This is a genomic window from Streptomyces sp. SAS_272, assembly GCF_052543235.1.
Genome location: NZ_JBMNDR010000018.1, coordinates 90234 through 101430, shown reverse-complemented (window position 1 = coordinate 101430; position 11197 = coordinate 90234). Strand labels below are relative to the sequence as shown.

The 11197-nt window shown below is 72.2% G+C and carries 15 protein-coding genes, 1 tRNA gene and 1 pseudogene; 3 read left to right on the top strand and 14 right to left on the bottom strand.

From position 1 onward, the window contains the following. Positions 1 to 258 precede the first annotated feature (258 nt). On the top strand, positions 259 to 456 hold the full coding sequence (locus ACN6LD_RS13915) for a hypothetical protein (RefSeq protein WP_319192876.1): 198 nt from the start codon (positions 259 to 261) through the stop codon (positions 454 to 456). A gap of 279 nt (positions 457 to 735) precedes the next feature. Here ACN6LD_RS13915 and ACN6LD_RS13910 read toward each other — a convergent pair whose 3' ends face one another. The 9 genes from ACN6LD_RS13910 to ACN6LD_RS13870 all read right to left on the bottom strand — a co-directional run bounded on the left by ACN6LD_RS13910 (position 736) and on the right by ACN6LD_RS13870 (position 6535). After that, entirely contained in the window at positions 736 to 1551 is an 816-nt protein-coding gene (locus tag ACN6LD_RS13910) for a hypothetical protein (protein ID WP_445043306.1), read from the bottom strand. Between the two features lie 64 nt (positions 1552 to 1615). Beyond that, on the bottom strand, positions 1616 to 2524 hold the full coding sequence (locus tag ACN6LD_RS13905) for an RNA polymerase sigma factor SigF (protein WP_057576391.1): 909 nt from the start codon (positions 2522 to 2524) through the stop codon (positions 1616 to 1618). A gap of 437 nt (positions 2525 to 2961) precedes the next feature. Next, the gene (locus tag ACN6LD_RS13900; protein WP_445043305.1) at positions 2962 to 3927 is read right to left on the bottom strand and encodes a SigB/SigF/SigG family RNA polymerase sigma factor; all 966 of its coding nucleotides are present in this window, start codon (positions 3925 to 3927) and stop codon (positions 2962 to 2964) included. 194 nt (positions 3928 to 4121) lie between these two features. Further along, positions 4122 to 4415, bottom strand: a complete 294-nt coding sequence (locus ACN6LD_RS13895; protein WP_445043304.1) for a Dabb family protein — start codon at positions 4413 to 4415, stop codon at positions 4122 to 4124. Positions 4416 to 4445: 30 nt separating this feature from the next. Further along, entirely contained in the window at positions 4446 to 4622 is a 177-nt protein-coding gene (locus tag ACN6LD_RS13890) for a hypothetical protein (protein WP_173985603.1), read from the bottom strand. Positions 4623 to 4826: 204 nt separating this feature from the next. Next, a tRNA-Ser gene (locus ACN6LD_RS13885) sits at positions 4827 to 4911 on the bottom strand. Positions 4912 to 4969: 58 nt separating this feature from the next. After that, on the bottom strand, positions 4970 to 5401 hold the full coding sequence (gene tadA, locus ACN6LD_RS13880) for a tRNA adenosine(34) deaminase TadA (protein WP_319192896.1): 432 nt from the start codon (positions 5399 to 5401) through the stop codon (positions 4970 to 4972). A 50-nt stretch (positions 5402 to 5451) separates the two neighbouring features. Beyond that, a complete protein-coding gene (locus ACN6LD_RS13875; RefSeq protein WP_319192868.1) occupies positions 5452 to 5994 on the bottom strand; it encodes a tRNA adenosine deaminase-associated protein in 543 nt (180 codons plus the stop codon). A gap of 343 nt (positions 5995 to 6337) precedes the next feature. Continuing rightward, a complete protein-coding gene (locus tag ACN6LD_RS13870) occupies positions 6338 to 6535 on the bottom strand; it encodes a hypothetical protein (RefSeq protein ID WP_107105143.1) in 198 nt (65 codons plus the stop codon). Between the two features lie 166 nt (positions 6536 to 6701). Between ACN6LD_RS13870 and upp the strand changes: the two genes are divergently transcribed. After that, positions 6702 to 7337 (top strand): uracil phosphoribosyltransferase, encoded by a 636-nt coding sequence (gene upp / locus ACN6LD_RS13865; protein ID WP_057576381.1) that lies wholly within the window; start codon positions 6702 to 6704, stop codon positions 7335 to 7337. Between the two features lie 149 nt (positions 7338 to 7486). Here the strand turns inward: upp and ACN6LD_RS13860 are convergent, their stop codons facing one another. Together ACN6LD_RS13860 and ACN6LD_RS13855 are read right to left on the bottom strand one after the other, a co-directional pair. Beyond that, on the bottom strand, positions 7487 to 8176 hold the full coding sequence (locus tag ACN6LD_RS13860) for a LytR C-terminal domain-containing protein (RefSeq protein WP_415924921.1): 690 nt from the start codon (positions 8174 to 8176) through the stop codon (positions 7487 to 7489). Between the two features lie 250 nt (positions 8177 to 8426). After that, on the bottom strand, positions 8427 to 8723 hold the full coding sequence (locus ACN6LD_RS13855; protein WP_004943146.1) for a type II toxin-antitoxin system VapB family antitoxin: 297 nt from the start codon (positions 8721 to 8723) through the stop codon (positions 8427 to 8429). A gap of 105 nt (positions 8724 to 8828) precedes the next feature. Here ACN6LD_RS13855 and ACN6LD_RS13850 point away from each other — a divergent pair. Next, positions 8829 to 9669 (top strand): annotated as a pseudogene (locus ACN6LD_RS13850) (helicase HerA-like domain-containing protein). A gap of 44 nt (positions 9670 to 9713) precedes the next feature. Here the strand turns inward: ACN6LD_RS13850 and ACN6LD_RS13845 are convergent. The 3 genes from ACN6LD_RS13845 to ACN6LD_RS13835 all read right to left on the bottom strand — a co-directional run bounded on the left by ACN6LD_RS13845 (position 9714) and on the right by ACN6LD_RS13835 (position 11187). Next, entirely contained in the window at positions 9714 to 9839 is a 126-nt protein-coding gene (locus ACN6LD_RS13845) for a hypothetical protein (RefSeq protein ID WP_445043303.1), read from the bottom strand. A 57-nt stretch (positions 9840 to 9896) separates the two neighbouring features. Next, positions 9897 to 10211 carry a hypothetical protein gene (locus ACN6LD_RS13840; protein WP_445043302.1) on the bottom strand — a complete coding sequence of 105 codons (315 nt, stop codon included), beginning with the start codon at positions 10209 to 10211 and terminating at the stop codon, positions 9897 to 9899. A 349-nt stretch (positions 10212 to 10560) separates the two neighbouring features. Beyond that, entirely contained in the window at positions 10561 to 11187 is a 627-nt protein-coding gene (locus ACN6LD_RS13835) for an HhH-GPD-type base excision DNA repair protein (protein WP_445043301.1), read from the bottom strand. Positions 11188 to 11197: the final 10 nt, after the last annotated feature.

Here is an 11197-nt window from a genome sequence, read left to right as displayed (position 1 = left end):
GTCCCGCCGGGCCGGACCTGCTGCGCCCGCATCGGTCCCGCCGGGCCGGACCTGCTGCGCCCGCATCGGTCCCGCCGGGCCGGACCTGCTGCGCCCGCATCGGTCCCGCCGGGCCGGACCTGCTGCGCCCGCATCGGTCCCGCCGGGCCGGACCTGCTGCGCCCGCATCGGTCCCGCCGGGCCGGACCTGCTGCGGCAAGGCGCTCGGCATGACCCCCACTTGGGTCCGACCGCCCGTTTTCGCTAGTGTCTCGGCCCATGGCTAACACCCAGGGCCCCCAGGGCAACCACGACCCCGCCGGCAGCACCCAGATGTTCCGCGCGTTCGTCGACGAGGGCGCTCCCCGGGCCGCCGCGCCGGCTCCCGCGCCGACCGGCTCCCGTATCGGCCTGATCGTGGGCGTCGTCGCCGCGCTGGTGATCGTCGCGGCGGTCGCCTGGCTGGCGCTCAAGTAACCCGAGCATCCCCCGTGCACCTGCGCGCCGGGTGCACGGCCCCCGCCGCCCCGGCGGCCCTGACGGACGGGTGCACGACCCCCGGCCGGACGCGGGGCCGCCCGGCGGGGCCGACGAACGGCCCAGCCGCCGGGTGACCCCGGTGGCTCGCCCTCCGCTGCCGTTTCAGCGCCCCCGGCACGGCATCCCGCACGGGAGCTTGGTCAGGGCCCCCGGCACGCCATCCCGCACGGGAGCTTGGTCAGCGTCCTCGCAAGGACATCCCGTACCGGATCTTGGTCAGTCCCAGCGCACCGAGACGTCCCGGGTCTCGATGTGCATGCCCAGCGGTACGCGCCACGCGTCGACGCACACCGTCCAGGTCTTCTCCTTCCGTGCACCCGCGCCGATCGGCGTCGGGAGCGGGACCGTCGACTCCCGCGTGGCCCAGTCGATGCCGAGTCCGTCGACGACATGGGTGCCGAACGCGACCGTGCCCGAACCGACCGCCCTGCCACCGGAGTTGTGGAAGACGAGGGTCACGTCCTCGCACCACCGCTCTTCCGTGCCCGCGCGGACCGGCTGACTGACGGTGAGGACGGCCGGTTCGGGGGACGAGGGCCCGGAGGGGGCCGTAGGGCCGGGCGAGGACGGAGCCGAGGGTGGGTCCGGGTGCGTGCCGCCGGCGTGATCGCCCGCGGTGCCCGAGGACTGGGGCGGCAGCGGCGCAGAGCCCTCCGGGGCGTCCGCCGAGGCGTCCGAGGCGCCCGCCGCCCGGTCTCCCCCGGCATCCGTACCGGCACCGGCGCCGCTGCGGGCGCCGGGAACCTGGTCCGTCGTGCCTGGACGATGACTTGGACCCGGGCCCGGATTCGCGCTGGGGGATCCGCTCCCGCCGTCCAGCGGAACGAGCCGTATCCCGCCCGTCGGCGCCCCTGGACCGCCCGCGCCCGGACGGGCCGGATCGCCCGCCGAGCCGAGAGCGACGTAGTCGCCCCCACCGCCGTCTCCGCCGCATCCGGCGAACAGGCCCGCCGCTCCCACCGCGAGGACGGCGGCCGCCGACGCGCCCCAGAGGGCGCCCCGGCGGCCATGTGCCCGTGTCGGACTGCGCATCGCGCCAGTGTGTCTGACCCACCGTCAGGGAGGAACCCCTGTGCGTGCGCCGACCGGTCGCGTCCTAGTCGGAGATCAGGCCTTCGCGCAGCTGGGCGAGCGTCCGGGTGAGGAGACGGGAGACGTGCATCTGGGAGATGCCGACCTCCTCGCCGATCTGGGACTGGGTCATGTTGGCGAAGAAGCGCAGCATGATGATCCGGCGCTCACGCGGCGGGAGCTTGGCCAGCAGCGGCTTCAGCGACTCTCGGTACTCCACGCCTTCGAGCGCGGTGTCCTCGTAGCCGAGGCGGTCGGCGAGGGAGCCCTCGCCGCCGTCGTCCTCCGGGGCCGGGGAGTCCAGCGAGGAGGCCGTGTAGGCGTTGCCGACGGCGAGTCCGTCGACGACGTCCTCCTCGGAGACGCCCAGCACCGCGGCGAGTTCGGCGACCGTCGGGGAGCGGTCCAGCTTCTGCGAGAGCTCGTCGCTGGCCTTGGTGAGCGCCAGCCGCAGCTCCTGCAGGCGGCGCGGGACGCGCACCGACCACGACGTGTCACGGAAGAAGCGCTTGATCTCGCCCACGACCGTCGGCATCGCGAACGTCGGGAACTCCACGCCCCGTTCGCAGTCGAAGCGGTCGATCGCCTTGATCAGGCCGATGGTGCCGACCTGGACGATGTCCTCCATCGGCTCGTTGCGCGAGCGGAAGCGGGCCGCCGCATAGCGCACGAGCGGGAGGTTGAGCTCGATGAGAGTGTCCCGGACGTACACGCGCTCGGGGCTGTCCTCGGCGAGAGTGGCCAGTCGCAGGAACAGGGAGCGGGACAGGGTGCGGGTGTCGATGGCCCCCGTGGCCGTGAGAGCCGGGGCCGCGGGGGCCTCGGGGGCTGTGACGTCGTCGAGCACGTCGGGCTCGACAGGCGCGACGGGCGCGGACTCGCTCGGCGTGAGCGTGAGCGTGAGCACCTTCGAGCTGCCCTGTTCTGCGGACATGCCACCCCCTTTGGGTCGCGGGACGGTCGCGGCGTGACGCCCCCGCTTGAGGAACGTCAGCCTTCACCTGAATACCGGAGCCGAAGCCCCGGCAAACGCTCTTCCGGCAGAATGTCACATGTCGGCAACACGCTGTAGTGACATGTCGACATGTGAGTGACGAATCAGCCCTGGAAAAAGGGGGTGTGACGGTTTTTCAGCGGAGATCCGCCGGGAAGGGCGAAGGTGGGTGATTCGCTCCCAGCGGTGACAGGTCGGTCGTGCTTGCGATACCCCATCGAGCTACGTGTCGAGCGGCGCCGAAGGGGGAGTCCGGAGCCGGAGCCGGTAGCCGAGTCCGAGTCCGAGGCCCAAGCCCCGAGTCCGAGGCCCGAGGCCCAAGCCCCGAGTCCGAGGCCCGGTAGGAGGTGTCTGGTGGCAGAGGTCCGGGATCCGGGTCAGGCCTCGATGCGGTTGGCGGAGCGCAGTCGCTGGAAGCTGCGCGCCAGCAGGCGGGAGACGTGCATCTGGGAGACGCCGAGTTCCGCGCTGATCTGGGACTGCGTCAGATTGCTGTAGTAGCGCAGCAGAAGGATCCGCTGCTCGCGCTCCGGGAGCTGGACCAGGAGGTGGCGGACGAGATCGCGGTGCTCCACGCCGTCCAGCGCCGGGTCCTCGTATCCGAGGCGGTCCAGCAGGCCGGGCAGTCCGTCGCCCTCCTGGGCGGCCTCGAGGGACGTGGCGTGGTACGAGCGGCCGGCCTCGATGCAGGAGAGCACCTCGTCCTCGCCGATGCGCAGCCGCTCGGCGATCTCCGCCGTCGTCGGGGTGCGGCCGAAGGCGGTCGTCAGGTCCTCGGTCGCGCTGTTGACCTGCACCCACAGCTCGTGGAGCCGGCGCGGTACGTGCACGGTGCGGACGTTGTCGCGGAAGTACCGCTTGATCTCGCCGATGACCGTGGGCATCGCGAACGTCGGGAACTGCACGCCCCGTTCCGGGTCGAAGCGGTCGATGGCGTTGATCAGCCCGATGGTGCCGACCTGGACCACGTCCTCCATCGGCTCGTTGCGGGAGCGGAAACGGGCGGCCGCGTAGCGCACGAGCGGGAGGTTCGCCTCGATGAGCGCCCCGCGCACGCGGTTGTGCTCCGGCGTGCCCGGCTGGAGTTCCTTGAGCTCTCCGAAGAGCACCTGGGTCAGCGCCCGGGTGTCGGCGCCGCGGCGCCGCTCCGGGGCCGGAGCGGCCTCCGCGGCCTCCACGACCGGCGCGGCCTGCACGGGCTCCACGGCCTCCATGGCGGGCGCCTGAGCGGGCGCCGGGGTGGAGGCCGCGACCGGGCCCGGAACGGATGCGGGGGCCGACGCCGTGACGGGTGCCGGGGGCGCCTCTGTCTGAGGCGGCGCAGTACTGGCCGACAAGGTCAACGCCACCTCTTCGTCAGGTCAACATCGGTCAACTCATCCGTCAAAAGCGGTCATAGCATCACAAGACATGTGCACTGTGTGCAAGCACCCCATAACGCCGTGTTGAGGGTCGGAGAGGGCGTCGGCCTCGAACGAGGGCACGCAAAAACCCCCCGCCGGTCCGGCGGAGGGCTCCGTTTCGGAGGGGGAGCGGCTCAGACCTCGTAGTCGGCGACCACCCACGTGGCGAACTCCCGCCACAGCGCGACGCCCGCCTGGTGGGCCGGGTGCTCGAGGTACCGCTTGAGGGCGTCCGCGTCGTCGACCGCCGAGTTGATCGCGAAGTCGTAGGCGATGGGCCGCTCGCTGATGTTCCAGCCCAGCTCCCAGAAGCGCAGCTCGTCGATCTGTCCGCCCAGGGCCCGGAAGGCCGCCTCGCCCTGCACCACCCGGGGATCGTCGCGCCCGACGCCCTCGTCGAGCTTGAAAAGGACCAGGTGGCGGATCATGGGCACTCCCAGTACGTGCGAGGGTCTCGGCTACCGCGCCCCGTCGGCGAGCCAGGTGAAGAAGTCGCCGATGGCCTGGGCCGCGTCCGATATGCCCTCGAAGCCTATCTGGACGTAGTCCGCCGCCTTCGCCGGGTCCGTGATGATCACGTACAGCACGAACACCACGAGCACGTAGACGGCGATCTTCTTGGCGTTCACCGCCACCTGGCCTCCCCTGTATGTGGCCGCTCGGGCCCCGCTGACGGCGGCGAGTGTATCCGTAAGTGCGATTTACACACCGCTTTTGATCGTCTGCGGCGCGTTCATGAACGGTTCCGGGGATGCCGCCGATGAACGGCCGAATGCAGGCCTCGGCGCACGCAAAACACCCTCCCGATCGCGTTTCCGCAGATCAGGAGGGTGTGAGAGCGGTAGCGGAGGGATTTGAACCCTCGGTGACTTGCGCCACACTCGCTTTCGAGGCGAGCTCCTTCGGCCGCTCGGACACGCTACCGAGGGAGACCTTACAGCAAGGTGCGGCCCGGTTTGAAATCGGTTCTGCGGGGGGTGGATCAGCGCTCGCGGAAGAAGTCCGTGAGCAGTTCCGCGCACTCCTTCGCGAGCACGCCCTCGATCACCTCGGCCCGGTGATTGAGCCGTCGGTCGCGGACGACGTCCCAGAGGGAGCCGGCCGCGCCGGCCTTGTCGTCGCGGGCTCCGTAGACGACCCGGTCCACCCGCGACTGCACGAGGGCGCCCGCGCACATCGTGCACGGTTCGAGGGTCACGACGAGCGTGCAGCCGGACAGCCGCCACGCGCCGGTCGCCTCGGCGGCCCGCCGGACGGCGAGCACCTCCGCGTGGGCCGTCGGATCGCCGCCGGCCTCGCGTTCGTTGTGACCTCTGGCGAGGACCGTGGTGCCGTCCGGCGCCAGCACCACGGCGCCGACCGGGACGTCTCCGTCCCGGGCGGCCTTCCGGGCCTCGTCCAGGGCGAGCCGCATCGCGGCCCGCCAGGGGTCGCGCACGGGGTCGGCCGGCGCCCCCGGTGCGGTCAGCGGACCGTCTCCAGGACCGCCGACGCGCCCAGGGCGTCCGCGATCTCGGTGAGCGCGTCGTCGGACAGAGCCCTCAGTTCCTTCTCGGTGACGCCGAGGTCGTCGAGGATCCCGGCGTCACCGACCGGGCCGTGCGGCACGGCCTCCGCGGAGCCGCCGCTCGTGGCGACGCCGGAGCCCTCGTCCTCGTCTTCGTCCTCGTTCTCACCGTCCTCGGTGCCGTCGAGATCCAGGGCGTCCAGGTCGTCGTCATCCGGATCCCTTCCGAGCAGTTCGTCGGTGAGCAGGATCTCGCCGTACGAGCTGCGGGCGGCGGCAGCGGCGTCGGAGACGAAGATGCGAGGATCCTCCTCGCCGTCGATGCGGACGACCCCGAACCAGGAGTCCTCCTGCTCGATCAGCACGAGCACCGTGTCCTCGTCCGGCGAGGCCTCCCGGGCCAGGTCGGCCAGATCCGACAGGGTCTCCACATCGTCGAGCTCTGTGTCGCTCGCTTCCCACCCGTCTTCGGTGCGCGCGAGCAGTGCGGCGAAGTACACCGTGACTCTCCCACTGGTCCTAGGCGTGCCGGTTGGGGGTCCCCCCGGCGGAGGTTACGGGCGGAGAGCTCAGGCTCCGAGCCCCACCCACTCGGAATCGTGGCAGAAACAAGGCGTCCAGGGGACGTCTTCGGCTCCCTGTGTCCGGTGGTTTTGATCGCACGTCCGCGGTCACGTCCGTGAGCGACTCACCAGCGCACTCGTTGCCGCCACGAGCGGATCGTACGCGGCTTTCCCGCGAGGCCGAGCACGCCTGCCCCGCGCGACACCCCGCGCGACACCCGTGACGGTGGTGATCTTCCCCGTATGCCCCAAGTCCGGTACGGCCGCCGCACGGACGGGTCTACCAGCGGAACGTGCGCATACGCATCGCGTGGCGCAGGCGGGCGGTCTTGGCGCGTCGCGGCTGGACCCGGTCGCGCAGTTCACGGGCCTCGGCCAGCTCGCGCAGAAACCGGGCACGGCGCCGGCGGCGCTCCGCGTCGGTCTCGGGCGGCCTCGTCGGCGAGTCGCCGTCGGTCGGGTCGGGCAGGTCAGGCATCAGCACACCACCCCGGGTACCCCGGTCCGTCTCCATACCTGCCTCCCACTTTCCCTCCGACGGGCGTTGCGACGCCAGCGAACGGCGGAAGCCGGGGAAAGTTCGGGGGAAAGGTTCACCGAGTGTGGGGACGCCGGGCAGGACGGGCCCGGTTACTGTTGTCGACATGCGTCTCCACGTCGTCGACCACCCTCTGGTCGCCCACAAACTCACCACGCTGCGCGACCAGCGCACGGACTCCGCGACCTTCCGCCGACTGGCCGACGAGTTGGTCACCCTGCTCGCCTACGAGGCCACGCGGGACGTCCGCACCGAACAGGTCGACATCAAGACGCCGGTCGCCGCGACCACCGGCGTCAAGCTCTCCTACCCGCGCCCCCTGGTCGTGCCGATCCTGCGCGCCGGTCTCGGCATGCTGGACGGCATGGTCCGACTGCTGCCGACGGCCGAGGTGGGCTTCCTCGGCATGATCCGCAACGAGGAGACGCTGGAGGCGTCCACGTACGCCACGCGCATGCCGGAGGACCTCTCCGGCCGCCAGGTGTACGTCCTGGACCCGATGCTGGCGACCGGCGGCACGCTGGTCGCCGCGATCCGCGAGCTGATCCGGCGCGGCGCCGACGACGTCACGGCCGTCGTGCTGCTCGCCGCCCCCGAGGGCGTGGCGATCATGGAGCGCGAGCTCGCGGGCTCTCCGGTCACCGTCGTCACCGCGGCCGTCGACGACCACCTCAACGAGCACGGATACATCGTCCCGGGTCTGGGGGACGCGGGAGACCGGCTGTACGGGGCGGCGGAGTAGCCGTCGCGCTGCGGCTCCCGCCCGGGCCTCCGGCACCGGAGGCCCGGCCTCCGGCACCGGACGCCGGGCCCCTGACGGTCGATCGGCAGGGGGAGGACGTCGAGGTCACCTCGGGGGTCCGGACCCGCTGACGGCCGGAGAGCCGGCGGTCAGCAGCCCTTCTTCGTGGTGGCGCCTGCCGTGGGGTGCGGGGCGGTCAGCGCCGTCAGGGCCTTGGTCGCCTCCGCCTGGCCGGTCAGGGCCTTGAAGCCGTTGCCGATGATCAGGTCGACCGCCGTGCCCGTGCGGGCCGCGTCGGTGCGGCGCTCGGCGGTGCCGAGCTGCGTCGCGAGGACCGGCAGCGAGGTGTTGAGGGAGGACGCGGGACCCAGCAGCATCCCGGTCCCGGCGACCTTCTTGTCGTACTGCTTGGCGGCGTTGCCCACCTGGCCGATCTTGAAGCCGCGTCTCTTCAGCTCGTCCGCGGTCGTCTTCGCGAGGCCGCTGCGGGTGGTGGCGTTGAAGACGTTCACCGTGATCTGCGCGGGCTTGGGCACCGTATTCGCACCCGCGCCCGCACCGGCTGACGTGCCCGCACCGGTGCCGGCGCCTCCGCTGGTGGCGGCGGACGCCGACGCGGAGGCCGCAGGGCCCGCCTTCGTGGTGTTCTTCGGACAGCCGTCCGCCGCCGTGGCGGTGCCCCCGCCGCCCGTGAAGACGTCGATGAGCTGCAGGGTGCCCCAGCCGGCCACGCCGAGCACGGCGCCACAGGCGCCGACCACGACGGCAAGCCGGCCGCGTCGACGATGGGGACGCATGCGGGGGTATTTGTCCCCCGTGATCCGGTACTTGCCGCCCATGCCGGGGGGAGTCAGCATGCTCATGGGCGCAGCGTAGTGCGCCCGGGCGGCCGTGACTAATAAACGATCATCCGACGCCGCGCGGGACGCGAGAAAGAACCCGAAAGGGTCAATCCGGAGGCCGCCGCAGCCCGTTCCGAGGCCCCGACGGAGGTCCGACGAAGCCCGGCGGCGGTCCGAAAGAGCCTCACGAAGGTCCGGCCGAGGCCTGCGCGGACCTGGCGGCGGTCCGGGCGACGGCCCGGCGGGCTCAGTCCAGCTCGAGGACGCGGGCGTGCAGCACCTGTCGCTGCTGGAGCGCCGCCCGCACCGCGCGGTGCAGTCCGTCCTCCAGGTAGAGGTCGCCCTGCCACTTCACGACGTGCGCGAACAGGTCGCCGTAGAAGGTGGAGTCCTCCGCGAGCAGGGTTTCCAGGTCGAGCTGCTGCTTGGTGGTCACCAGCTGATCGAGGCGGACCGGGCGCGGCGCGACGTCCGCCCACTGCCGGGTGCTTTCCCGGCCGTGGTCGGGGTACGGCCGGCCGTTTCCGATGCGCTTGAAGATCACACGGAAAGCCTACCGGTCCCGACGTTCCGGGCGCAGCCATGGAGACGGAGTGCGGCGCTGGAAAAGACATGATGAACGGGGGTAAAACGGAACGAGTGGCTGTCGATGATCGAGCCGGCGAGCACCGATGACATCGCCGCCGGGTACGCCTTCAGCGGACCCGCCCCGGACCTGGGCGCTCTGTCGTGGGAGGGGAGATATCTGCCCGACGCCCCGGTCCGCATCCCCCTCCCCGGCTGAACAGGAACGGTCTGGTCGCAGGCGCCGCCGGCACGGGGAAGACCGAGACGCTCCAGCTGATCGCCGAGCAGCTCTCGGCGCAGGGGGCGCCGGTGTTCCTGGCCGACGTCAAGGGCGATCTGCCAGGCGTCTCGACGCCGGGCGAGCCCGACGGCCGGGTGCGGGGACGGGCGGCGGAAGTCGGCCAGAAATGGACGGCAACGGTTTCTCCGCCGAGTCCTCACGCAGACGGTCCGGCTGATCCGCGCCAAAGGCGTGGGCGTGTTCTTCGTCACGCAGAACCCCGAAGGACATGCCCGGCGACAACCCGAAGGACGTGCCCGGCGACGTCCTCGCCCAGCTCGGCAACCGTGTGCAGCCCGCCCCGAGGGCCTTCACCCCGGACGACCAGAAGGCCCTCGAGACCACCGCGGAGACGTTCCCGAACTCCTCCTGCGACGGGAGTCCTCGCTGTACGGGCGGTATGCACAGGCTGTGGACAGAGAGCCGGCGTCCGGGAAGCTGTCCGCTCCCGCCCGGCAGCCGGGCGGGAACACCCCGCCCGCGCCGAAGCGGGCCCCGCCCCGCCGCGGCCGACCACGACCCCTCCGTCGTGGAACAGGTGGCCGACAGCGGGATCTTCAAGTCGCCGGCCCGCTCGCTCGGCGCCCGGCTCGGCCGGGCGATCACCCGCTCCCTCTTCGGGACGACCCGCGGAAGGCGTTGACCCCTGACAGGGCAGCACGGTCCGGGACCGGGGCCGACCTGCCGCTACCGCTCCTGCTTGCCCGAAGGCCGTTGCGGGTGGGTCGGTTGCCGGGCGGGGGGCTTGGGAGCGGTGCGGGCGGCCTCCGCACGGAGCAGGGCGCGCAGGACGGCGTACGGGTCTGTGGGCATGGTGATTCCTCCCAGGGTGCAGGGATGTTTGCTGACGGTTTCGGGGGACGGGGCCGGTCAGCAGCGCAGAATCACCGTGCGCAGGGCGGACAAGGGGTGCGGGGGGTGGGAAGCCCGTGCCGGCGAGGAGAGCGGCCGGGTCGCCGGGTCGCCCGGCGTGATGGGGGACGGCCGTAGCGGGGCGGCGGAACGGTGCGGGCAGGAGGCCGGGCGCAGGGGCGCGTCGAGGACGTCGTACTCGACGGTCTCCGAGGCGGCGGTGGCCGACGGCACGGCGAACCCGGCGGGAGCGGCCGGCGCGAGCAGGGCGATGAGCACGACGAGCACCCGCAGCCAGGTGCGGCTGCGCGGGTGCCTTCGTGCGGTGCTCATGCGAGGTCATCTCCCCGCGACACGCCCGCCGCTCAGCATGCCGGGCGGAAGAGTCACCCGTTCGGAGCAGGGACGCGGAGCGGGCGGAGATGCGGGCGGGGATGCGGAGCGGGCGGAGATGCGGGCGGGCGGAGCTGCGGGGGAGGGGGATGCGAAGGCGCCACCGACGGGCCACGGGCCACGCGAGCCACGAGTCACGGGCCGCGAGGCAGGGGCCGCGGGGGACGGCGCGCCGCGGGCACGGTTCACGGGCCGCGGGGCAGTGCCGCGGGTCACGGCTCACAGGCCGCGAGGCACAAGGGCCGCGGGTCACGGTTCACGGGCTGCGAGGCAGGTGGCAGCCGCCCGGTCAGCCGGTCGGAGCCTGCTTCCCCGCCGGTTTCGCGGCTTTCCCGGCCTTCGCCGCCTTCGCCGCCGCCTTCATCTCCTGTTTGTGGGCCCGGACCTTGCCCAGCGACTCCGGGCCGGTGATGTCGGCGACGGACCGGAAGGACTTCGGCTCCCCGTAGGAGCCGGCGGCCTCCCGCCAGCCCGTGGGCCGCACGCCGAGCTGTTTGCCCAGCAGCGCGAGGAAGATCTGCGCCTTCTGTCTGCCGAACCCGGGCAGCTCCTCGAGGCGCTCGAGCAGCTCCTTGCCGGTGCCGACGTCCTTCCAGACGGCGGCCGCGTCCCCGTCGTAGTGCTCCACGAGGTACTGGCAGAGCTGCTGGATGCGCTTGGCCATGGAGCCGGGGTAGCGGTGCACCGCCGGCTTGTCGGAGAGCAGAGCGGCGAAGGCCTCCGGGTCCTGGACGGCGATGTCCTGCGCGTCCAGGTCGTCGGCGCCGAGCCGGTCGGCGATCGTCCGGGGGCCCTTGAACGCCCACTCCATCGGGACCTGCTGGTCCAGCAGCATCCCGACCAGCGCGGCGAGCGGGGACCGCCCGAGGAGCTCGTCGGCCTCGGCATCCTGGGAGAGGTGAAGGATGACGTCCATGGGTCGATGA

Coding starts and splice junctions, on each gene's coding strand:
- ACN6LD_RS13915 (WP_319192876.1), top strand. CDS start 259: ATGGCTAACACCCAGGGCCCCCAGGGCAACCACGACCCCGCCGGCAGC.
- tadA (WP_319192896.1), bottom strand. CDS start 5,401: ATGCGGCTCGCCCTGGACGAGGCCCGGAAGGCCGCCCGGGACGGAGAC.
- ACN6LD_RS13840 (WP_445043302.1), bottom strand. CDS start 10,211: ATGAGCACCGCACGAAGGCACCCGCGCAGCCGCACCTGGCTGCGGGTG.
- ACN6LD_RS13910 (WP_445043306.1), bottom strand. CDS start 1,551: ATGCGCAGTCCGACACGGGCACATGGCCGCCGGGGCGCCCTCTGGGGC.
- upp (WP_057576381.1), top strand. CDS start 6,702: ATGCGTCTCCACGTCGTCGACCACCCTCTGGTCGCCCACAAACTCACC.
- ACN6LD_RS13835 (WP_445043301.1), bottom strand. CDS start 11,187: ATGGACGTCATCCTTCACCTCTCCCAGGATGCCGAGGCCGACGAGCTC.
- ACN6LD_RS13895 (WP_445043304.1), bottom strand. CDS start 4,415: ATGATCCGCCACCTGGTCCTTTTCAAGCTCGACGAGGGCGTCGGGCGC.
- ACN6LD_RS13845 (WP_445043303.1), bottom strand. CDS start 9,839: ATGCCCACAGACCCGTACGCCGTCCTGCGCGCCCTGCTCCGTGCGGAG.
- ACN6LD_RS13905 (WP_057576391.1), bottom strand. CDS start 2,524: ATGTCCGCAGAACAGGGCAGCTCGAAGGTGCTCACGCTCACGCTCACG.
- ACN6LD_RS13860 (WP_415924921.1), bottom strand. CDS start 8,176: ATGGGCGGCAAGTACCGGATCACGGGGGACAAATACCCCCGCATGCGT.
- ACN6LD_RS13870 (WP_107105143.1), bottom strand. CDS start 6,535: ATGCCTGACCTGCCCGACCCGACCGACGGCGACTCGCCGACGAGGCCG.